This is a genomic window from Psychrobacillus glaciei, assembly GCF_008973485.1.
Taxonomy (GTDB): Bacteria; Bacillota; Bacilli; order Bacillales_A; family Planococcaceae; genus Psychrobacillus; species Psychrobacillus glaciei.
In genome coordinates this window covers 3,154,103-3,176,778 of the sequence record NZ_CP031223.1, presented here as the reverse complement: position 1 = coordinate 3,176,778, position 22,676 = coordinate 3,154,103, and the positions used below count along the sequence as shown (strand labels likewise).

Genomic DNA, 22,676 nt, shown 5'->3' with positions numbered 1-22,676 from the left:
GAATATCGAAACTTTTTCCTTGTCTAATGAGTAACAGCACTGTGGGAGAAATTTTAAAAAAGGATTTAATGAGGGGGATAATAATGAAAAGCAAAGGCAATTTACTTCATACAGTTGAATATTTTACAAAAATACATGATGAGTTTTTGAAAGAATGGGATCTTGCCATGCTCACTGGAGATACTTCTAAGGTAGAAATTATGTCAGATAATTATTTTGTCACGTTTTTTAACAAAAAGGATGACAAGCCTTCTACTCTTAACCGTGAGGAAGCAATTGATGGAATGCGTCAATCTGTCAATGCACTTTTAGGAGCTAAAAAGCGATTTGAAAATAGAGTTATTCGAATGAGGAACCTTGAAAGTTTTGTTGTATTTTATGAACTAATTATTGAAAAAGAAAGCAAGGAACTAGCAAGATTTTTTACAATAGAAAATTGGGAGTACATTGATAAAAAATGGGAGATAGTTCGGGAGTTAGAGGAACATATCTAATAATAATTACAAAGAGTATTGTGGTTAATCAAAATTATAGTGGGTTGGGAAATGGGACAGATTTATTGAAATTCGTACTAAAGCACTTTCCTAAAACACAAAATGGGACTCCTGGCTTCCAGTTCTTCTCTTACGTAATATGAGAACCAAAGCTTTAGGAGGGGTTGTGGATTTTGGAATACATTGGAGGAATGGTGATATGAATAAAAAGGAAAATTTGCTAAAGCTCATAACTTTTTTTCTATGGGGAGTTCTTTTTCTATATCTATCTAATTTCTTTGACATTAAAAAAAATAATATCGCGTACTTTCTAATAGGTTTTCCCTTGTTTTTGAGCGGAGGATTACTAATCTTTTATATGTTTGAAAGAAAATCGAAAAATAATGCTTATGGAGAAAAAAGAGTATGACTACAACATATGTTAATTGGGGTGAGTCAAACGTTAAATTAACGTGGAAGAGGGATAATCAACTTCCTGATCAGAATTTAATTACTAGTGTCCATGGTTTTTGTTTTCACAATAACAAATTAGTATTAGTTGACTTAAATCATAGAGGATGGGATTTTCCTGGAGGTCATATCGAGTTAGGTGAAACTTCTGAGGAATGCTTCAAACGAGAAGCAATGGAAGAAGGTTATGTCAGCGGAGAATGTCATTTGCTCGGTTATATGATTGTTGACCACCATGATAATCCTACATGGGATGAAAATAGTCCATATCCAAAGGTAGGATATCAGGTTTTCTATCGAATGGATATTACCGAAATATATGCATTTGATGCAACTTATGAATCAGTGCAAAGGGTCTTTATAGATCCAGATGAAGTGAAAGATTATTATCATGATTGGCATGAACTATATCAAGAAATACTAAACAATGCTCTGAAATTTCATGTAATGTAAAAGCTTTTTATCTTGGATGAAACTGAATTTTGATTTGGATGGGACCAAAATAAAAAAAGGGAGAAATATAATGGCTACTTTGAAGATGTCTTTTTTTATTGCTACCGAAATCATCATTTATTTGATTCTAGGCTTGGTTTTAACTGAAAATGGTTTAAGAGTTATCTATGAAAATTCTGGTATTCCTTTCTTGGGTAATGTCTGGGTCAATTGGTTTGGCGTTTCTTACCTGTTGTTTTTTTTCTACACAATGATACGAAGGCTATTCTTCCAAAAAAACAATGCATTTTATAGTGAACGGGCAAAGTCTATTGTGTTTTGGATGCTTTTTTTTGTGTCCATTTATGTTGTTTTTATTCCGTTCTATCTAGGGAAGAATCCGTTTTGAGTTGGAGTATTTTGTTGGAAATATCGTAATTGGGAGGAATTAAAATTAATGTTTGAAACTTTGACAGGACAACTTGCAGTAGTAATTACACTTGCGTTCGGAGCGTTGTTAATTGCCTTGTACCCCATATTATATAAAGCAAATAAGTACTTTGCTTGGTTTAGTCTGATTATGGGAGTTATTGTTTGGTTGTTATTATTCTGGTTTACGTTTGGTAATGAAGGTATTAGATTTCAAATTTTAAAATATGGACTACACTAATAAGTTAGTAGAAAAATCGGCGTAAGTAACTAAAAAGAATGCAGGTGAATGTATGAGTAATATTATTAATTACTATCAACGTTTCGATGAATGGGGACGACTTGATAGAGAACCAATTGAATTTCAAGTGAATTGGCATTACATAAAAAAGCATATGCCTAAAAATGGTTGTGTATTGGATAATGGAGCTGGACCAGGAAAATACTCGATGGAACTGGCTAAAGAAGGCTATAAGGTAACATTAACTGATTTAACACCAAAACTTGTAGAAATTGCAGAAAATAAAGCAAAAGAACTTGATTTAATAGAACAGTTTAAAGGATTTTATGTTTCCGATGCTAGAGAGCTTAACAAACTGGAAGATAATCAGTTCGAAGCGACGTTAATGCTTGGCCCTATGTATCATTTACAAGAAGAAAATGATCGTATTAAAGCAGTGGAAGAATTATATAGAGTTACTAAAAAAGATGGAATTGTTTTTGTAGCTTTCATGTCTCGAATTAGGCATATCTTTTCTTCCCTTATATCTCCAGAGAATTGGAAACCAAACGATAACATGGATTCCATCACTCAATTTTCTCAAACGGGTTGCTTTAACCATGCAGATGATGGACGTTTTACAGGTGCTTATTATATTAATATTGATGAAATAAAACCGTTTATGGAAGCGCAAGGATTTGAAACTTTAGAGTTAATAGGTTCAAATGTAGGAGCAATTTTAAATAATGAAAGTTGGAACCATTGGAGAGATAAAGGAGAAAAAGAGGTAGAAAAGATTATCAATTTAATAATACAGCAAGCAGCTGACCCTTATACCCTAGGAGTATCATCTCATCTACTTTACGTTGGTAGAAAAAAGGATTCTCATAACAACGGTATGCTCAAATGAAATAGGTAAACAAAGAAGCGAAGAGGCTAGAAAAATGAAGCAAAAACAAAAAAAGAATGAAGATGGATTTTTTAGAAGTATAATAAATGAATTGTTAAATTCAGTAATAGCCAATGTAATTTGGAACGTAATTATTTTCTTCCCAAGAGTAATATTTCGTGTATGAAAGAATCTTAACTAATAACAAGGATAGAAGTGTGTACTTTAATAAGCTTTGCTCCTCCACCTCGCTTTATTCTTACTAAATGACTTGGATTTATAAAGTTTTTAAAGGGGAAATAAAAATTGAATATTGACCTTCAACTAGTATCAGAAACAGAAGCACCAATTTTACGTAATTTATATGCACTATATCTTCATGACCTTTCAAGGTTCACAATAAATATTGATATTGGAATAGATGGTTTTTTTCATTTTGAGGATTTAGATGCTTTCTGGAATGTAGAAGGAATTTTACCCTATTTCATAAAGAACGAGAATAATATTATTGGTTTTTTACTGCTATTAGAACGACCTTTTCTGAAAAAGGAAAGTGATTTCGGGGTGAATGATATTTTCATACTAAATAAGTACAAGGGGAAAGGATTCGGTAGCAAAGCTTTAGAAAAATTATTTAAAGAAAAACGTGGCAAGTACTTTGTAATCGAGCTTGAAGAAAATCTACCGGCAGTTTCATTTTGGAAGAAGATTTATGAGCAACTAAATATTGAATTTGATGAGTAAATGAAATAGTTGATGATGAAAACTGCTTAATTCAAACATTTACAATATCTTAGTCTCTAGAAAAGTATGGAAGTCGATGTTATGTGATTAGTTTAAAGTTAATACCTCAACGTAGGGATAAACGAATGTGGAGTTACTAAGTGATAACGTTTGGAGAATTAAAAGATAATAATCAAGAGGATAAAAAGCTTCCGTTCTGAGTAATTTGCAATAAATAGTTAAGTTGTATTATTAGTAAATTGCGACTGGATGGAAATACAAAAACAAGGTGCGATTAAAATACTTAATAGAACATATGTGTGTTATAATTAAAGGATAATAGATTGGTAGCTCAAGGGTGGTTAGCTCACTCCCGTACGAATTATTGGAAGGGAGACTAAGTTCGCCGCATCCAGCGGCAACGTCTCCATGACCCACATCGTGTGGGCCTGTGGTGCTAGTGTCAGTATTCGAAGTATTGATGTTCGCAGTAGCTTTTGCAACATTGGTCGTAGTAATTCTGTCATTTAACCATAAAAAATAACCCATCCTTGAGTTGAGTGCTCGATGGGTTATTACCTATTCAATAGCCAATCCCCCTTGAAGGGAACCTACTATTATATTTGGTCGTTTGATGTTAACGCATCAAATGACCTTTTTTATTTTACTCAGATGTTACCTTTAGTATACGTTTGAATTATTTGTTTTTCAAGTAATCAGATACCAGAGATTGAAAATGAATTTTAGTTTATTGTCCAATGTTAAAAGTAATCCAATGAATTCCTATATAATTTTGAATAACAGACATACTCCTATTAATAATAGTCAGGCAACAGCTTAGCGAATAGGATATTTTTTGAAGGGTGATTGCTCAGAAAAAAACTTAATTTCTGTGTCCATAGTCTTGGAGTATGGTCACGTTTTTTTATTTGTTTAAAATTATTTTCTTCAAACATGAAATTATCGTACGGTTGAACTCGTTATGATAGATGAGGGAGAAAAGCGAAACATGCGCATGTTCGTTTTAGAAGGAGGACACTATGGAAGAAGAGGTACATTGGATCGAAGAAGTGCTATCTGGCAATAAGCAAGCTTACGCACACATTATTAATAAATATAAAAATCCGCTCTATGCGACGATTCTGAGGATGACAAGAAATCCACAGAATGCACAGGACTTAGTACAAGAGGTATTTATTAAAGTGTATAACCAACTTGGTAAATATGATAGAAATGGAATATTTGCTTCTTGGATGTATCGGGTGGCGATCAATCATTGTATGGATGAGTTCAGAAAGAAAAGCTATCAAATGAAGCAAGTAGAAATAAATGAAGAAAAAGTAGTTAATACAAATCATCCGGAAATTATTTTCTTAAAAAAAGAGAAAAGTAGGCAAATAGAAAGACTAGTCTCAACCCTACCAGAGGACGAGCGGATGATTATCCTTTTACGTTATATAAATGAATTAAGCTATGATGAAATAAGTGAACTAGTAGAAGTACCTCTATCAGACGTTCGGAATAAACTTCATCGGGCTAAGAAAAAAATGAGAGATACCGTAAAACGGGAAGGAGGCTATTTTTATGAACTGTCCGAAGGAAGATAAACTTACCCAATATGTTGATGACCTGCTAACAGAACAGGAGCATGCTCAATTAAACATACATTTAAAAACCTGTGATAATTGTAGAGGTATTGTTCAATTGTTTAAAGACGAACAACAATTTTTAATAGAGACATTACAAACTCAAACATTACCTGATAACTTTGCATCTCTTGTTTTGGAACAGCTTGAACCATACGTACCAAAGATTGCACGAAGAAAAAGTCGACCTTGGAAACGCGCTTTACTTTTAGCAGCGGGAATTGTGTTTGCACTTGGTTTAACAGCTACCTTAAGCCCTACCTTTGCTCAGTTTATAGGGGGCATGTTTAGTACTGAACAAGTAGATAAAGGATTGAGAATGGCAGCGGAAAAAGGTTTGGAAGAAAGAGTAAACTTAGAAGTAAATGACCAAGGTCTTACTCTAAAGGTAGAGGATATATTTGTAGATTCTTCTCGTGTTGCAATATCAATTCAAATCATAGATGAAAACGGCATAGCCCAGAGACCAAATATAAATGATTCTAATCGAAACAATAGAATTTCTGTTACTGGTTATAATGGAAAAAACAATATAGGTATTGGTTATCATATGGATAGAGGCCGAGATTATAATTTAATTCAAGTTCCTCTAAATGAAGATGATTTAGAGAATATAACTATCAAGTTAAATTTTGTTGAGATGAATGGTAAAATTGGGAAATGGAAACTAGAGGTGCCAGTGGATTTAACTAATAGCAGTTTATACACGACGTCAACCCCTCTAAATAATATGACAAAAAATATTGATGGAATTACCATCAATTTAAAAGAAATTCAATTTGCTTCTTCGTCGACTACATTGTTATATGAAACTTCCTTCTTAATGGAAGAACAAGCAGTAATAGATGAACAAGTCAAATCGATAGTAGAAAAATTTGGAGAAGATGTAAGCACTTTTGGTATTTATAATACGTTTATTCACTACCATCTAGAAAACGAACAAAATAAGTCTATTTTTAAACATCACCCCTTTTTCACAAATCAACCGTGGGACAATGGGCTTATTCTAAGTTCTGGTCGTAACGGAGGATTATTAGGCTATACAGTATCGAAAGAATCTTTTGTACCTCAGAAGGTTGATAGCAAACTTACCTTTGTCTTAGATGGTGTTTACAAATCGGTTCCTAGCAATTACTCTGTTAAATTTAATCCTAAAAAAATAAAGGATGTACCTGTTTCATTTGAATATGAAGGTAATTTAGTTAGTATTACAAACGCTGAATTACAGACTAGTGTCAAGCAAGGTGATTCATCAATTCTTCAAATTGTAATGGAAGGCAGAAAAGAAGATGATGCTGCAGAACTTGGTGTATGGGCATTAATGGATGATACTGGTAAGTCTTATGTTAGGTTAGCAAATGACTCTACAAAGACTGAAAAAGAAAATAATAATAGCTATAAGCGGACCATCAACTTCCTAACAGATGGTTTAGAAGAAACCCCAAAAGAACTGACATTACATTTACTTTCTGTGTCTCGTTATCAAGAGCTCCAGGATAAATGGAAGGTTCCGTTATATAAATAAAGTAGGAATACAAGAACCAATGAAATGAAAAAATAAAACGTCTTCTTCTACATAATTCTGTAGAAAGGAGACGTTTTTTTGGTGACATGGAATATAAAAAAATTTTTCTCTACTGTGACAGAAGAATGTTGTTTGTTGCGTTCTGCTATTTAATGGATTTTTTATAAGGCTAAAAAGACAGTAGCTCAGATGTTTCGCCTTTGCTAAGTTCAATTGTTTCGATGAACTTCTCGATAGTTGTTGTTAAATATGTATTCGATCGTCTGATAAAAACTGTTTTTATTTTACTATATTTTTCAGGTAGTGAATGGCATTTGATCAGGCCTCTTGCTTGCAAGTGAGAGACGGCTGATTTTGGAACAAATGTGATGCCTAGACCTGCCACAACGCTACTTAAAATGGTTTCCAATGTGCCAAATTCCATTACTTTTTTAGGGGTAATATTTTCATCTGTGTACCACGCTTCAAGTCTTGCTCGGTAGCCACAACCCTTACTAAAGCATAAGAATGGCTTGTCCTTTAATTGTTCAATGGATATCGTGTTCATATCCGATATTAAAACAAGCTCTTCTTGAAAAACATCGTGAGCGATTAAATCAGGATGGATGTCTGTCTCCGTTACAAAGGCACCGTCCAAACGGTGGTTCAACACTTTCTCCTGTAACTTTTCCGTAACTCCTGAGAAAAGGGAAAAATCAACGTTTTTATACTTTTTCGTATAAGTAGATAATATAGTAGGTAGTTTTATGACAGTTTCTACTGTGCCAATTTCTAATTTTCCAGACGGTTCTTCTTTACTTTGCACCACTTTTTTCATTTCGTTTGTAAGCGATAGTATTTTCTCGCAATATACTAATAGTTTTTTTCCTTCGGGTGTTAAACTCATTCCACGGTTATGTCGGTTAAACAATGGAGTGTTTAACTCTGTTTCTAGCTTTTGAATTCTCGATGTGATATTTGATTGTACATAACTTAATTCTTTTGCAGCTTCTGTGACAGTCCCTTTTTCGGCGACCTTTTGAAAAATCTCTAAATCTTTAAACTCCATTTTTAAACACCCTTCTAACATGCATGTTCTCTATGGTATCACTAATAATGATATTAAACATCAATATTATTCGTTTTACATGATAGTAGTTTATGAAGTTTAATGTATAAGGGAAAACCGAGAAGGAGATTTTGTTTTTATGAAAAATAATATTTTATTAGGTACTTTTTTATGTTTTATTGCTAGTGTGTCATGGGGTGCTATGTTTCCTGTCGCGCATGATGCTTTTAAATACATTGATCCGTTTTACTTTACTATTTTCCGTTATGGTACAGTAACAGCTATTTTAGTTGTGATTCTTTTATGGAAAGAAGGTAAACAGGCATTTCGATTTGAAGGAAAAGGGATACTATTGTGGTTTTTCGGTACAATGGCATTTACTGTATATAACTTACTAATCTTTTTTGGAGAAAATCTCTTAGGAGGGCCAGGGGTAATGGTTGCTTCTATTATGGAATCTTTAATGCCGATGATATCTATAGTAATATTTTGGATACTACATAGAAGAAGACCATTTACATTCACATTAGTATGTGTATTACTAGCTTTTATTGGCGCTTTGCTCGTTATTACGAAAGGAAACTTAAGTGCGTTCTTATCTGCGACAGATAATATCATTCCATTTTTCCTTATTTTATTAGCGGTTATTGGATGGGTTGTTTATACAATGGGAGGAAATAAGTTTAGAGGTTGGTCTGCGCTACGCTATTCAACGTTAAGCTGTCTATTAGGAACAGGAACTGCGGCTGTAATCGTTTTTGTATTAACTCTTTCTGGAAAGATAGATTTACCGACAATGGAAACAATCAAAATTGTAAGTCCGCATTTATCCTTCATGATTATTTTTCCTGGGGTTATTGCCTTGCTAGGATGGAATATTGGAGTTAGTATCCTCTCTCCTTTAAATGGTCTATTGTTTATTAACTTTGTTCCTGTTACTACGCTTGTTATTTCGGGTATTCAAGGCAATGAAATTACATCTTATGAAGTAATAGGTGTCGGGCTCATCATATTCGCTTTAATTTCTAATAATATTTTTGTCAGAATGCGACAGAAGATAGATGCTCCAAAGCAGGTCAAAAGAAGCTTACAAGAAAGTGTTTCTTAAATTTATGAATAAAAGTGTTTTCTTTTACAGATGAAATTCTGTAGAAAGAAAACACTTTTTTATTGAAAAGGGAAATCTAATCTAATGAAGAAATTATCAACAATATACGGAAGAAAAGAAATTACTCTTGAAAAAAGTCTTAACTTGAATACCTGCTCTAAATTACGTCTGTTGATTAGCTAATTATTCCCAATAACATATGTGAATTAACTAAAGTTAACCAACAAATTATATTTTAGAAATTGTGCGCAGTATGCCTCCGCGCTTGCCGCACCTTGCATGAGCCAACACGTGCTGTGCCCAAGTGGGTCTCATCTTTCGGCTCATGCGGCCCGACGCGCTCCGGCAATAAGTCTCCTCATTTTCTAAAAAAACCAATAAATGGGTGTATGAGACGTAACAGGTTATGAACGCGACATACTACCCTTTGAAAGCGACAAAATCTATTCCGAGCGCGACAAACATCTCTTAGTAAAGCCTTTACTTGGCAAGAGATGTGCTTATTAATGGTGCCCTATTTCAATGTTGAGCATATGCCTTAATATTGGAGGACAATCGCACTGATTGAGCTAGCAAACTTCATTGGATTGGAGCGACAGGCGGCGACTCCAGCGGGCTCATTGCGAGGCCGCGAAAAGCGTCCGCTTAGAGCGGAAATCCTAGCGGTTACTAAGTCGTACTATTATTAAAGTGTCCAAAGTAAACCGAAAACGTGTAAATGCAAATGGATTCTATGAACCCTTTTTGCAAAAATGTAAGAAAATAGTTAATCAACAGATGTGGGCCTAAATAATAAAATCGACAAAATTCACCTAAATGAATTAAGTCGACCTTTTTAGTTATTGAATTATTTCTTTTTATCAACAACGATATATGGTTGTAATTGGAATGGTTTTGGTGCAATGTTGCGGTCATTCCATTGTGCAAACCAGCGCTCTAATGGATAGAAATAATAGCCATCTTGCCATTGATCTGAAGTATCATAAGGATCAGCAAAGATTAACATATCATCACCAATACCTGGTGTACCATTATTATCGTAACCGATAATTGCTTGCCAATGCCCGTCCCAGTCTGACCATTCGACCATAATAGGACGATTGTTTGATATGTGGCCTGTTAACCATTTTACAAAATAGCTATCCTTTGCATCTTTTACCCAAGCCTCTGTAGTATCAGTGTTTTCGGAAGCATATAAGCTATTCCAAGTGAATGTAGCAGGAAGGTTACCTACGTTATTTTCTGTAGCACCATCTGTATCCTTAATTAAATCAGATGCTGCAACATTCTCACGATAGCTTGTATCGACTACTTCAAACCCCTCTAGACTCGAGAAGAAACCATTGAGTTGGCCAACATCCGAACCGTATTCGGGAAAGTTGTTTGCTGAACCAGGCTTAGCTCCTGGTGTATCTAAATCCGTCATTGCTTTCATTTTTTCAGCAATATCCATCTCCGTTAAATCCGTTACACCAAAATGATTTGCTACCATTAAGGATGTAGCTGGACCACAAGACCATTCTGTCGTTTGTTGGAACGTTTTAAAGTTTTCTATAATAAGTAACTGATCATCGGACTTTGCATGATAAAAATCTGGTGTTTTGTAGTAGCGAGAATTCTTGTTATCCCCTGCAAATGCATAAGCATCTGCTCCACCCATTTCATCAAAATCTTTACCTTCAATTGTTGGTGGTTTAACTGCCACAGTAGTTTCGGCTGACGCTTTTGTATCTACTTTCTTATTAACTTCCGCTTCTTTTGTATCTGAGTTTGCTGAGCATGCAGATAATAATAGCATTGCGGATGCTAAAACTGCTGTAAGGGTTCTTTTCATTTATCCCCATCCTTTTCCTTTTTTTTAAAACACAAGAATTGATTATATAGGAAGTTTCTCTAGTATCAATAGTTAAAATTACCTAAAGTTATTAATGTGTATAGTTCTATAAATTCCTGCTTAATTCTATCGATGCAGAGTATCTATATAAACTAGCATCGAACTTATTAAAGTCGGCAAAGAACGCATTATTTATATAGTGCGCAACATGTAATCTAAATAGTAACCACCGGGATTTAGCGCTCTGGTATTCGCTTTCCGTGGGAGTTTCCTCAGCCTCAGGAGGAGGCGTCATTAGCCTTCCTTCCTATTTAAGCGCTTCAGGTGGGTCTTCGGCTAACGCTATTCCCGCAGGAGTCTCATGCTCGCTCGTCGCAGAAAAGAAGTTGCTCCTGCGCAAGCTCGTCGCAAATGCGATTTACCGCCGCGCTAAATCCACATAATGTAGTATTATTCTTTAAAATAAAAACCGATAAGTGAATAAGTTAAAACACGTTTTAATGTGACCACTGTCTCTTAATATAGATTTTACTTGGCATGGGATGACACTTATAAAGTGTACACTACGGAAATAGAACATAACGGTAGCTATCTTGCGATTAGCAAAAAGTGGCATCATCTTATGATAGAAAGCACCTATCCCGTGGTAACGACGCGACGGCACGCACAGAATAGCCAGCAAGCCAAATTGATTGGAGCGAAAGGGCGGCGACTCCTGCCGGATGAGTGAGAGGCCACTGAAAAAGTGACTAAAAATTTGAATTTAAAAATCTTGAAAATTCTTACCCCCACTTTCATAGGTATAAACCTTGAGAATAAGTAGAGTTACCCCCACTTTAGTAGCTAAGAATAGTACTTTTTTGGGAATGAGTTTTTATGGAATTTTCATTTTCGGGAAAATTGGACTTTTTCAGTGGCCTCATGAGTGAGACAGATGAGCCATCACAACGGCGCGTATGCGACGGTGATGGCTCATCGCTCACCCGGCGGAAAGTGTCCGCCCTGGAGCGAAAATCCTAGCTATAACTAAGATGGACTTTAGAAAAAATCCGTTCTATATTACCTGTAATAAAAAACGCTGTGTGCCCGAAATTGTATCTTCGTCCAAATAGAAACGAAAACAAACAAATTCTAACGAAGATTTTAATGCTTTCCTTACAAGTATCTTGTGTAAGTAAGTGGTTAATCAACAGACGTGGTTTCCTTCAAAAAATTCATTATAATAATTCCTCGACTAAATTCTACATATGCGTAACACTGTGTTCATCTTCCGTTCACCTAGCGATAATATACTCTAGTTATCAGGAAAATACGGAGGCGTAAAAATGAATATTGCATGGAAAGAAATGAAGAAGAATAAAGCGAAGTTTACGATATTAGGATCAATCATATTTTTAGTCAGCTTTTTAACATTTATCATTTCAGGATTATCAAATGGGCTATCCCAAGATAATGCAGCTTTGATAAAGGATTTACCAGACGGACAATTCTATATGAATGCGGATGCGAATGAAACGTACAATCTTTCGAGAATAGATGTAGATGCGCAAACAGACATATTAAACAAACAGAAAGATGCAATGGCATTTTCGATTCAAATGGGCTTTGTGAACGATACGGAAGAGAAGCAGCATAGTGTTGCTTTTGTTACTTCAACAGATTCGAAGTTATTTGAATCTGTAGGTAAAGGAGAAGTAATCCTTGATCGTTCAATGGAGGATGATGGGATAAAAGTCGGAGATATCTTAACGAACAATCAGTTTAATGGCGAATTTAAAGTAACGGGATTTGTCGATCAACAAAAATATAGTCATGCTCCTGTTGCTTTCATCAATATGGAAGACTATAAAGAAATTTACCGTACACATGAAATGCAATTGATTTTCATTCCAGGTACAGAGAAAGTACAAGATGTAGCGGGCCTACAATCATTTTCTAATAAAGAATTTCTTAATACGATTCCAAGTTACAATGCTGAACAGATGTCACTGAATATGATTGTTTGGTTTTTGGTTGTCATTAGTGGTATGTTGTTCGCAATATTCTTCTACATGATGAACGTTCAAAAGATTGGGTTATACGGAATCTTGAAAGCTCTAGGTGTTAAAACAAGCCGATTGTTCGGTATGATGTGGTACCAAATGATTGTCATCACCGTGATTGCACTTGTATTGTCCGTTGCGTTAAGCCAAGGTTTTGCGACGATTGCGCCTGAAGGAATGCCTTTCAGTTTAACACTCGGAACAACTATTCAATTATCGATCATATTCTTAATCATCGGATTTATTGGCGCAACGCTTTCTGGTCTTCAAATTAAAAAAGTTGAACCACTGCAAGCTATCCAACAAGGAGAGGTGTAATATGACAATCTTTACAATTGATGAAGTAACAAAAACGTTCAAAAATGGCGAAGTGGAAGAACAGGTATTAAAAGGTATTAACCTTTCTCTTAAAGAAGGAGAAATAACAGCCTTAGTAGGTGCATCTGGATCTGGTAAAAGTACAATCCTTACCATCGCCGCAGGACTGCAACGCGCATCAGATGGCAAAGTAATCTTCCAAGGGAAAAATATGACCAACATGAACCAAGAGCAGATTCGAAAAATCAGAGCAAGCGAGTTTGGATTTGTCTTTCAATCATCCCATCTCGTACCTTTCCTCACAGTAGAGGAACAACTAATGCTAATGCTAGACGTGTCAGAAACGAAGACGAGCAAACGCGTACAAAAAGAAGAAGTTGAAAAAATACTCAAATTGGTAGATATGGATCATCGAAAAGAAGCTTACCCTGCATCATTATCAGGAGGAGAAAAACAGCGAGTGGCAATTGCCCGTGCAATCATCCACAAGCCTAAAATGCTATTTGCGGATGAGCCAACAGCAAGTTTAGACTCAAAAAGATCTAAAGACGTCATGACATTGATTCGAGAGTTGACGAAAACGTTGAACATTACAACGTTAATGGTAACCCATGACGAAGAGATGCTGCCTTACGCGGATCATATCATTACAATGAAAGATGGATTAGTTTTATAATCTAAATTAGAAACAGTCCACGAGAGCCATTAACATTTGGTATTCGTGGGCTGTTTTTTTCTATTATTTCATTATCTAAAGTGAAGCATCTTTCATTACAAATATTTTGTAGAAAGAAGATGATTTTTCATTTGTTTTATTTCCAAAGTAATAACAAATACCGCTATATTTACGTACGTATTAATCATGTTTAATAATTTAAATAAAAATATTAATAATATTAATTTGCATATTGATTTTATTAATAAGATGATATATGATGAATACAAATGAAAGGAGGGATTAACAGTTATATGGGATATCCAGTTATTAGTCATTGCCCTGTATGTAGTGAAACATTAAAAATCACGAAGCTGCATTGCTCTCATTGTCAAACAACGATTGAAAATGAATTTGAATTATCCAAATTGGCTTCCCTTTCAAGTGAACAACTTCGATTTGTTGAAGTATTTCTAACATGTCGAGGCAATATTAAGGAAGTTGAAAAGGAATTGGGGATTTCATATCCAACAGTTCGTGGAAAACTTAATGAGGTTGTTAGTTCCCTTGGATACGAAACAAAGAAGAAAAACGAAGTGGACGAGAAAAAAGTTATTGAAATGTTAGAAAGCGGAGAAATAACTTCGGAAGAAGCGCTTAAGCTTTTAAAAGATGAATAGGGGGAATTAGAGATGAATGCAGAAATTGAAAAAGTATTAAATATGGTACAGGAAGGGAAAGTGGATGCAGCAAAGGCATCTGAGCTTATCCAAGTATTAAAAGTTAGAGAATCTGGAAGTACTACTGCACCAAAGTCATCTTCCTATACAGACAAAATGTTGAAAGTACGTGTTGTTTCTGCTGAAAATGACAATGTTAATGTCAATTTGCCAATTAAGCTTGTGAAAGTTGTATTATTAGCTGGTCACAATATTGCTTCGAGTATTCCTCAATCGCAAAAATTTGTAAAGGATATCGATATTAGTTTAATTTTGGATGCAATTGAAAATGAATTAGACGGACAAATTGTCGATGTTAGATCTGCAAATGGCGACACAATTTCCGTTACGATTGAATAGAGTACCCATATGCTAAACGTAAAAGTGAAATCAAAAGCAGTAAGACTCTCCATTCCAGTTCCTTATCTTGTGTTAAACATCTGTATTACTATACTTTCTTCACAATTGTTGAATAAAATGATAAACAAATGGACGAAAGAAAGTATGAAGGAAAAAGAAATACCATTTATGATTCCACAATTTAACAAAAATGAACTAAAAGAAATTGTAAATGAACTGAAAAGGCATAGAGGGCTTAATATAGTCGACGTTAAAGCAAAAGATGGAACAGAAGTTTTTATAAGGTTATAAACTCAAATAAAGATTTTGATGAAAAGACCAAAATAATGGTCTTTTTTTTATGCACTTTTGTAAAGAATGAATAAAAATGTGGCCAATTAGGAAAAATTTTTGGCGTAATACTTCATAGTTGATAGCAGCTTCTTCTACTTGTGCGAATATTGTAGAAATTAGTCACTTTTTTTAAAAGATATTACGTTATACTAAGAATATTGAAAAAAGGTTGGTGAATTACATGCAAAAATATATTGGTGAAATAATGTTGATTATTATAGCAATTATATGGGGAAGTGGATTTGTTTCGACCGCCATATCGCTAGAATACTATACTCCCTATCAGATTTTAGCGGGGCGGTTCGTAATTGGTGCTGTTATTTTAAGTATTTTGTTTTACAAAAAGCTGAAGAAAGTAGATAAAAGTATAATAATTAAAGGAACGTTATTAGGAATCATTCTATATCTTGGTTTTGCTCTTCAAACTGTAGGGCTGCAATATACGACTCCTTCGAAAAATGCATTCTTAACATCAGTAAACGTTGTAATTGTACCTTTTATCGGATTTTTCTTCTATAAGAGGAAAATCGATATGTTCGAATTAATTGGTGCTATTCTGGCCGTAATTGGTATAGCGGTATTATCTCTTAAGTTATCCTCTGAAATTAATGTAGGGGACATGCTAACTATATGTTGTGCGATTTGTTTTGCATTTCACATATTTTATACATCTAAGTTTGTAAAAAATGAGGATCCCGTTGCTCTTACGATTGTTCAAATGATAGTGGCAGCTATTGTTGGATGTACTGTTATTCTGTTTAGAGGGGAATCTTCTTTTTCTTTGGAAACAGAAGGAATGTTCAATCTACTTTATCTAGGCGTTTTTTCAACTACGATCGCTTTTTTAATGCAAACAGTTGCTCAAAAATACCTTTCGGAAACAAAAGCAGCAATTATTTTATCAACAGAATCCTTCTGGGGAATGGCATTTTCAATTATAATTTTAAGTGAAGTAATGACTTTTAAAATGATTATAGGTGCAACTCTTATTCTTTGTGCCATAATTATTTCTGAAACTAAATTTGGTTTTTTGAAAAAGAAAAGTATAGAAGAAGTAATTTAAGAAAAAGAGCGTTTTTACAATAGGTAAAGACGCTTTTTTACATATAAAAATTTACCTTTTAAAACCGCCTTCTGAATTAATTACTTGCCCAGTTATCCATTCTGCCTCCTCACTTACTAAAAACTTAATAATTCTAGCTACATCCCCTGGGTCTCCCAATCTACCAAAAGGAAACAAAGGTAAGAGCTCTTTTTTTGTTTTTTCGCTCATCCAACCTGTATCTGTTGGACCTGGATTCACCGCATTTACTGTGATTCCAAGTGGAGCTAGTTCTGCTGAAAGAGTTAGGGTTAATGCATCTACTGCTCCTTTTGTGGTTGCGTAAGCTAATTCACCAGGCATTGGTCCCCGAAATTGTCCAGAAGTAAGGTTAATAATTCTTCCACCATGTGAATTACTGAACTGCTTAGCAAATTCAATACTTAAAAGTGTAGTAGCACGAACATTGATCATATAATGCTTATCTAATTCTTCGTGTGTTAAACTAGCAAAGTTATTATTAGTTGAATATGCAGCATTATTAATTAAAACTGTGGGAGGGCCAAGTTTTTCAATTACAGCATTAATAAGTTGCTGAGATGCATTTGGATTAGATAAATCTAGTTCCAAACTCGATACTTCAACACCTTTTTTTGATAATTCTTCTTTTAACAAGATAGGTTCTTCTATATTTATGTTCCAAGGCATTTCTTTGTCATAACTAGTCCAGTATGAAAAAAATATATCATAGCCCACATCAGCAAGTTCTCTACAAATTGCGGCTCCTATTCCCTTTAAGCGACTTGCTCCAGTAATAACTGCAATTTTATTGCTATTCAAATACTCCTCCTCCTTTAATAACCATATTTTAACACATTTTTATTTGATCTTGGAACGTAATAAGGATAAGTCCATTTGTTCCAGAGCTAGTTTCAAATTTTAGAGTGATAAAAAGGAAAAAGTTTAATTAATGGAGAATTAGAAAGCAATGGGTTGTTGAAAGGCTTGAAAATACGAATAGAAATGAAGGTGGATGTACATGATACATATTGTAAATGGAGATGCAGTAGGAAATAAGATTCAAGGAATAGATGGCGAAATTATTGTGTGGAGAGAAATGTATGATTTTGGTCCATTAAATTTAGAATGGTCAAAAGAGGAGCAAATACAAAAGCGTGCGATTTTTTTCGAGGAAAGACTAGGTATTCCTGAAGCATTTTTTATTTCCAATTGTGAAAAACAAGATTCCCTTCTAAAAAATATATCGACAAATGATGAGGTTGTTCTTTGGTTTGAACATGATCGGTATGACCAAACGATGCTCATGTATCTATTAACAGTACTATCCTCAATGGAATTTGAAAAACTATCAATGATAAGTATTGACCAATACCCTGGTATTTATCCTTTCCATGGATTGGGTCAGTTAACTTCCCAACAATTAACGGCGCTAGTAGATGATAAAAAAGAGATAACAAAGGAACAAATTCGTGAGGCTGTTTCAGGTTGGATTGCGTATAACTCGAATAATAAAGAGGATATTGAAAAATGGATTCAAACAGAACAGCATTTTCTTCCTTTTCTACTTCCAGTTTTTAAAGAGCATGGAAGTTATTTTCCTTCTTCAAAAACGGGCCTAAATGAAGTTGAACTTTTATCTCTACAACTAATTAACGAAGGAGTATGTCAATTCTACGGGTTATTTAAAATCGTAACTGAAAAAAGAGTGAATGACGGATTAAGTGATTTGCATTTTGCTGCTATTTTAAACGAATTAATGAAGGGAATGAATCCGTTACTTTCAAGTGATCTTCCTTTGCCAAATTATAAACTTTCTCCATCAAATGCTAAGTTAGAGTTAACATCTCATGGTCTAGATGTGTTGAATGGGAAGAAAAATCGATTGGATTTTGTGGGGATCGATTGGTGGATTGCTGGTGTTCATATACAAAAGAATGCTTCCAGTTAAGCAGAATAATGAAGAGTCGATTCCTTAACAATCAGGATATCGACTTTTTTGATTTTATAAAAACGTTTCGAAAATAAATTAATAATTTTAGCACATATTAATAAAAGCCCTTTTTAATACAAAAAATTTTTATAAAACATTAATTTCATTGGTCTGTATTAAACGGGTGTTAATTGCGAAAGATAAGGGCGAATCATAGCAATTAACGAAAGGAGTGTTTTTATGGAGAATTTACGTGAAGGTTTAATCCCTACGGTACTTGGGACAGCCGTAACAACTACGGGTGTGGTATTGCGTAATAATAGAAGCATTACACCGTTAATATCGGGTTCGATTATTGGCTTTGGTTTAGCCCATATTGTATTAGGGGCAATCGATTTAGTCGAACATCGTCGCTAAAGATTCGTAAAGGAAGGTATTCTTTCCTTCCTTTGCATAAAAAAAAGGAGGTGTTAATCCATGAGAATTATATCTCGGATTGCTTTAGTATTAGTAATAATCGGTGCAATCAACTGGGGTCTAATAGGATTTTTCAAGTACGATTTAGTCTCCTCCATCTTTGGTGGAGAGACAGCAGGATTATCTAGAATTATTTTTGGTCTTGTTGGTTTAAGTGGACTACTATGCTTACCACTTCTGTTTGACCCTGTAGGAGACGTGGATGTAGTTACAGACAGAGATCATAAAAGCTACAGAAATCCTAATCTTGGTACTGAACTTGGTGAGGAACCAGACTTTACAGATATAAAGGACGTTTCTAAAAAGGACTATGATAAAGATTAGCCTGCAATAAAAAACTGATAACCCTAATACAGGGTTGTCAGTTTTTTTATGCTTTTTGTAAAAAGAAAAGGAAATATTGTTACACATCACGAAGAATACATAATGGCTTTGTGGAAGGAGAATACAAATGTTTTTTATAAATGTGGAAGGTGCAGTATTTAAAGAGGATAAGTGGCTCTTAATTAGAAGGAGCACAAAGGAAGCGCATGCTGGAGGAGGATTGGCCTTAGTAGGTGGAACTGTAGAACAAGAAGGTGATTCTCAAAATATTTTGGAGAGAACACTTCGACGTGAGTTATTTGAAGAAGTTGGGGTGGAAGTGAAGGATCCTATTCAATATGTACGAAATACTTCTTTTGTTTTAGCAAATGGCAAAGAAGTTGTGGACATTGTATTTCTTTGTGAATTCGATAAAGGGGAACCGTACGCAAAAAGTCCGGATGAGGTGGAATCGATTCACTGGATGACGACGGATGAAATTGTTAAAAACGAAGAAATACAATATTATTTGCGCGACAGTATTGTTGCAGCCGAGGCTTTGAGGATCAGAGGAGAGTATTAATGGAAATTAAATTTAATAAATTTTTCAGAGAAGAATTAACCATTCAAGAAATACAACCCGGAATGGAAGACGGAATAATAACTTCAAAAGAGCTAACCATGTATTACTTACATAGAATCGCAAAATATGATCAAGACGGTTTAAAGATTAACTCTGTTTTGGAAATAAATCCTCACGCCATTTTTATCGCAGAAGCATTAGATCATGAAAGAAAGATAAAGGGATCAAGAGGACCTTTACATGGAATTCCAGTTTTACTGAAAGATAATATTGAAACAAATGACTCCATGCATACAAGTGCAGGAACAATAGCATTAGAAAATCATATTAGCGCTCAAGATGCTTTTCTTGTTGCACGGCTTCGCAAAGCAGGTGCCATCATCTTAGGAAAGGCGAATATGACAGAATTAGCTAATGGAATGTCTTCGGAAATGTGGGCTGGCTATAGTGCAAGAGGTGGACAAGTAAAAAATCCTTATGGGGATGAGAATCTTTTTGTTGGAGGTTCGAGTTCCGGATCAGCAGTAGCGGTTGCTGCTAATTTCACTGTATTATCGGTAGGCACTGAGACAGATGCTTCTATTCTTAGTCCTGCTACACAAAACTCAGTAGTTGGTATTAAACCTACTGTTGGCTTAATAAGCAGAACAGGTGTTATTCCTTTTACATATTCTCAAGATACAGCTGGACCATTTGCGAGAAACGTCACCGATGCAGCAATTTTATTAGGAGCACTAACTGGTGTGGATTCATCAGATCCTGCAACATTAAAAAGTGAAGGGAGATCTCTGCAAGATTACACTATTTATTTAGATACGAATGGTTTAAAAGGTGCAAGAATTGGTGTGTTCAATATTGCTTCTAATGAATCGGATGAATATGATGAAGAATTATTTAATTCTGCCATTCAAACACTTGGAGATGAAGGAGCAATCGTTATTCAAGAGATAGAAATTCCTTCTTTCCATAGAGAATGGAGTTGGGGAGTGTCATTATATGAGCTGAAACATAGCTTGGATAATTATCTTTCGAAATTACCTCCGCAACTACCTGTTCATTCATTCAGTGAGTTAATTCAGTTTAATAAAAGTTTAGGAGAAAAAGCATTAAAGTACGGGCAAGATAAGCTAGAGAAGAGAGAACATTTTCCTAATACATTAAGAAATCCAGAATATTTAATTGCAAGATTGGAAGACTTGTATTTTTCTCAAGAACAAGGAATCGATTTTGCTGTTAAAAAATATAATCTAGATGCAATTCTTTTTCCTTCCTACATAGGATCCACCATATCTGCAAAAGCAGGATATCCCTCTATAGCAATGCCTGCAGGATATATGAAAAGTGGAAAACCATTCGGAGTAACTTTTGCAGGAACTGCTTTTAGTGAGGGGATTTTAATTAAGCTTGCTTATGCTTTTGAGCAAGCTACTAAGCATCGTAGAAGCCCATGCTTATTAGGAAAAAATGATGGGGGTTTTAGGAATGAACACTAAGTCACTAGAGAAAAACAAACATAGTTGGGAAGCTGCTGCAGAACGTTTTTATGGAAGAAATCCACTTCCTGAGTATGGACCGATGGCGCCACTTGAAGATGATCTTAATCTATTTGGGGATATTACGAATTTAAAAGTGTTAGATATAGGGTGTGGCAGTGGGCATTCATTACAATATATGAATCAGCGAAATGCAGCTGAACTATGGGGCTTAGACCTATCGGAAAAACAAATAAATGCAGCGAGATCATTATTAGTGAATTGTGGTTCGTCTGTTCAATTATTTCAATCACCAATGGAATTGAATCCTGGATTACCAGAAAACTATTTTGACATTGTCTACTCCATCTATGCGCTTGGATGGACAACTGATCTAGACAAGACGTTATCCAATATTAATAAATACTTGAAACAAGGGGGTGTATTTGTTTTTAGCTGGGAGCATCCATTGCATAGTCGAGTAAGTAATGAAGGTGGAGCCCTAACTTTCAACAAATCCTATCATGAGGAAGGTCCTTATGACCATGAAGGGTGGGGGAATCCCGCAATTATGCAGCAGTTTAGAATCAGTACTTATATGAATACATTAATTAGTCATGGTTTTCAGATTGAGAAAGTGATTGAAGATGTCTGGTGTTCTGAAGAAGATATACAAAGGCATGAAAATAGATGGTACTCTTTCGAAAAGGCAAAATCTATACCAACTACGTTAATTATTAAAAGTAGAAAGCTTTAGGAGGAAGATTAATTGAAAATCTATGATACTGTTCCATACTTTCTAAATAATTATGAACCATCTATTGATTTTTTAAGAAGTTATTATGAAAAGTATCCGGATATCTTTGCAGAGTATTTTGATTCTCATTGTAAGGACACGGACGAAAGACATAGTGAATCAATTAAAAAATATTCTCAGCATTTTACAGTTATAAAGAAAGTACACGAAAATATTTTACCGATAATTGAAGAAATAGCTGAAGAATATAGGAAACTGTATCAAATTACTTTCCCAGTTGATATTAATTTAATCGTTGGAGGTTTTGGTTCTAACGCCTACACGCATCACCAAATCATTCCGAACATCACGTTCGCATTAGAAAAATTATCACCAGACCCCGACCATTTGCGCGTAATTGTTGCACATGAATTTGGCCATGCAGCACAAAACATACTATCAGATCAAGTTGGTATAGATTGGACAAAGATCCAATGGACTAGCCCACTTATTGGGCTTTATCAAGAGGGAGCAGCAACCCATTTATCTCGAAAGACAGTTGTAAACGTACATCCTTCTATCTATTTTTCTTATAACGACGAAGGCTTAGAGTGGCTAACTTTTACACATGCAAATACAAGCGAAATAAAGAAAGCATTTACAGCTGATTATTTATCTTTAACAAGGGATGAACTATTTCATGAGTGGTTTTCCATCAATGGAGGAAAAACATTTGGTCACAGTAGATTAGCCTATTTTATTGGAGATTTGTTTTTCCAATACGAAATGAATAAACTGGGCGAAATGGCCGCTATAGTAGCATGGAAAAATAAGGACTTCGAAGAGCAAGTCAGACAATGGTTGTTTCAAAATGATAACGAATAAGG

Annotated in this window: 25 protein-coding genes and 1 pseudogene; 23 read left to right on the top strand and 3 right to left on the bottom strand. The window is 34.8% G+C overall.

Annotated features, from left to right (window positions below):
* Window positions 1-83: 83 nt before the first annotated feature.
* The 9 genes and pseudogenes from PB01_RS14950 to PB01_RS14915 all read left to right on the top strand — a co-directional run bounded on the left by PB01_RS14950 (window position 84) and on the right by PB01_RS14915 (window position 6,808).
* Window positions 84-494 carry a hypothetical protein gene (locus PB01_RS14950; protein WP_151700935.1) on the top strand — a complete coding sequence of 137 codons (411 nt, stop codon included), beginning with the start codon at window positions 84-86 and terminating at the stop codon, window positions 492-494.
* Window positions 495-899: 405 nt separating this feature from the next.
* Window positions 900-1,397 carry an NUDIX hydrolase gene (locus tag PB01_RS14945; protein WP_151700934.1) on the top strand — a complete coding sequence of 166 codons (498 nt, stop codon included), beginning with the start codon at window positions 900-902 and terminating at the stop codon, window positions 1,395-1,397.
* Window positions 1,398-1,467: 70 nt separating this feature from the next.
* A complete protein-coding gene (locus tag PB01_RS14940; protein ID WP_151700933.1) occupies window positions 1,468-1,785 on the top strand; it encodes a hypothetical protein in 318 nt (105 codons plus the stop codon).
* Window positions 1,786-1,833: 48 nt separating this feature from the next.
* The gene (locus PB01_RS14935; RefSeq protein WP_151700932.1) at window positions 1,834-2,046 is read left to right on the top strand and encodes a hypothetical protein; all 213 of its coding nucleotides are present in this window, start codon (window positions 1,834-1,836) and stop codon (window positions 2,044-2,046) included.
* 52 nt (window positions 2,047-2,098) lie between these two features.
* Window positions 2,099-2,935 carry a class I SAM-dependent methyltransferase gene (locus PB01_RS14930; RefSeq protein WP_151700931.1) on the top strand — a complete coding sequence of 279 codons (837 nt, stop codon included), beginning with the start codon at window positions 2,099-2,101 and terminating at the stop codon, window positions 2,933-2,935.
* 34 nt (window positions 2,936-2,969) lie between these two features.
* The gene (locus PB01_RS21670) at window positions 2,970-3,101 is read left to right on the top strand and encodes a hypothetical protein (protein WP_264158153.1); all 132 of its coding nucleotides are present in this window, start codon (window positions 2,970-2,972) and stop codon (window positions 3,099-3,101) included.
* Between the two features lie 119 nt (window positions 3,102-3,220).
* Window positions 3,221-3,711, top strand: a pseudogene (locus tag PB01_RS14925) (GNAT family N-acetyltransferase).
* A gap of 966 nt (window positions 3,712-4,677) precedes the next feature.
* Window positions 4,678-5,244: an RNA polymerase sigma factor gene (locus PB01_RS14920; protein ID WP_151700930.1), complete on the top strand. Its 567-nt coding sequence runs from the start codon at window positions 4,678-4,680 to the stop codon at window positions 5,242-5,244.
* A complete protein-coding gene (locus tag PB01_RS14915) occupies window positions 5,222-6,808 on the top strand; it encodes a DUF4179 domain-containing protein (RefSeq protein WP_151700929.1) in 1,587 nt (528 codons plus the stop codon). Before PB01_RS14920 ends, PB01_RS14915 begins: the two co-directional genes overlap by 23 nt.
* Window positions 6,809-6,977: 169 nt before the next feature.
* Here PB01_RS14915 and PB01_RS14910 read toward each other — a convergent pair whose 3' ends face one another.
* Window positions 6,978-7,856, bottom strand: a complete 879-nt coding sequence (locus tag PB01_RS14910) for a LysR family transcriptional regulator (protein WP_151700928.1) — start codon at window positions 7,854-7,856, stop codon at window positions 6,978-6,980.
* 139 nt (window positions 7,857-7,995) lie between these two features.
* Between PB01_RS14910 and PB01_RS14905 the strand changes: the two genes are divergently transcribed.
* Window positions 7,996-8,964: a DMT family transporter gene (locus PB01_RS14905; protein ID WP_151700927.1), complete on the top strand. Its 969-nt coding sequence runs from the start codon at window positions 7,996-7,998 to the stop codon at window positions 8,962-8,964.
* 847 nt (window positions 8,965-9,811) lie between these two features.
* Here PB01_RS14905 and PB01_RS14900 read toward each other — a convergent pair.
* Window positions 9,812-10,798 carry a C39 family peptidase gene (locus PB01_RS14900; RefSeq protein ID WP_151700926.1) on the bottom strand — a complete coding sequence of 329 codons (987 nt, stop codon included), beginning with the start codon at window positions 10,796-10,798 and terminating at the stop codon, window positions 9,812-9,814.
* 1,325 nt (window positions 10,799-12,123) lie between these two features.
* On the opposite strand from PB01_RS14900, the gene PB01_RS14895 reads away from it, so the two are divergent.
* The 6 genes from PB01_RS14895 (at window position 12,124) to PB01_RS14870 (ending at window position 16,288) form a co-directional block, all read left to right on the top strand.
* Window positions 12,124-13,158: an ABC transporter permease gene (locus tag PB01_RS14895; RefSeq protein ID WP_151700925.1), complete on the top strand. Its 1,035-nt coding sequence runs from the start codon at window positions 12,124-12,126 to the stop codon at window positions 13,156-13,158.
* A 1-nt stretch (window position 13,159) separates the two neighbouring features.
* Window positions 13,160-13,834, top strand: coding sequence for an ABC transporter ATP-binding protein (locus tag PB01_RS14890; protein ID WP_151700924.1), 675 nt, complete (start codon window positions 13,160-13,162; stop codon window positions 13,832-13,834).
* A gap of 293 nt (window positions 13,835-14,127) precedes the next feature.
* Window positions 14,128-14,493: a DUF2089 domain-containing protein gene (locus PB01_RS14885; RefSeq protein WP_151700923.1), complete on the top strand. Its 366-nt coding sequence runs from the start codon at window positions 14,128-14,130 to the stop codon at window positions 14,491-14,493.
* A gap of 12 nt (window positions 14,494-14,505) precedes the next feature.
* Complete coding sequence (locus PB01_RS14880) at window positions 14,506-14,892, top strand: SHOCT-like domain-containing protein (protein WP_151700922.1); 387 nt, start codon at window positions 14,506-14,508, stop codon at window positions 14,890-14,892.
* A 9-nt stretch (window positions 14,893-14,901) separates the two neighbouring features.
* Complete coding sequence (locus tag PB01_RS14875) at window positions 14,902-15,183, top strand: hypothetical protein (RefSeq protein ID WP_151700921.1); 282 nt, start codon at window positions 14,902-14,904, stop codon at window positions 15,181-15,183.
* Between the two features lie 223 nt (window positions 15,184-15,406).
* A complete protein-coding gene (locus tag PB01_RS14870; protein ID WP_151700920.1) occupies window positions 15,407-16,288 on the top strand; it encodes a DMT family transporter in 882 nt (293 codons plus the stop codon).
* 51 nt (window positions 16,289-16,339) lie between these two features.
* Here PB01_RS14870 and PB01_RS14865 read toward each other — a convergent pair whose 3' ends face one another.
* Complete coding sequence (locus tag PB01_RS14865; protein WP_225986051.1) at window positions 16,340-17,107, bottom strand: SDR family oxidoreductase; 768 nt, start codon at window positions 17,105-17,107, stop codon at window positions 16,340-16,342.
* A 199-nt stretch (window positions 17,108-17,306) separates the two neighbouring features.
* Between PB01_RS14865 and PB01_RS14860 the strand changes: the two genes are divergently transcribed.
* The 7 genes from PB01_RS14860 (at window position 17,307) to PB01_RS14830 (ending at window position 22,674) form a co-directional block, all read left to right on the top strand.
* Complete coding sequence (locus tag PB01_RS14860) at window positions 17,307-18,236, top strand: DUF1835 domain-containing protein (RefSeq protein ID WP_192797368.1); 930 nt, start codon at window positions 17,307-17,309, stop codon at window positions 18,234-18,236.
* Window positions 18,237-18,458: 222 nt separating this feature from the next.
* Complete coding sequence (locus tag PB01_RS14855) at window positions 18,459-18,635, top strand: asparagine synthase (RefSeq protein ID WP_151700917.1); 177 nt, start codon at window positions 18,459-18,461, stop codon at window positions 18,633-18,635.
* A gap of 60 nt (window positions 18,636-18,695) precedes the next feature.
* Entirely contained in the window at window positions 18,696-19,019 is a 324-nt protein-coding gene (locus PB01_RS14850) for a DUF378 domain-containing protein (RefSeq protein WP_151700916.1), read from the top strand.
* 127 nt (window positions 19,020-19,146) lie between these two features.
* Window positions 19,147-19,581, top strand: coding sequence for an NUDIX hydrolase (locus PB01_RS14845; RefSeq protein WP_151700915.1), 435 nt, complete (start codon window positions 19,147-19,149; stop codon window positions 19,579-19,581).
* Entirely contained in the window at window positions 19,581-21,074 is a 1,494-nt protein-coding gene (locus tag PB01_RS14840; RefSeq protein ID WP_151700914.1) for an amidase family protein, read from the top strand. The genes PB01_RS14845 and PB01_RS14840 overlap by 1 nt, the downstream gene beginning before the upstream one ends.
* Window positions 21,064-21,810, top strand: coding sequence for a class I SAM-dependent methyltransferase (locus tag PB01_RS14835; RefSeq protein ID WP_151700913.1), 747 nt, complete (start codon window positions 21,064-21,066; stop codon window positions 21,808-21,810). Before PB01_RS14840 ends, PB01_RS14835 begins: the two co-directional genes overlap by 11 nt.
* Before the next feature lie 12 nt (window positions 21,811-21,822).
* The gene (locus PB01_RS14830) at window positions 21,823-22,674 is read left to right on the top strand and encodes a hypothetical protein (RefSeq protein ID WP_151700912.1); all 852 of its coding nucleotides are present in this window, start codon (window positions 21,823-21,825) and stop codon (window positions 22,672-22,674) included.
* Window positions 22,675-22,676: the final 2 nt, after the last annotated feature.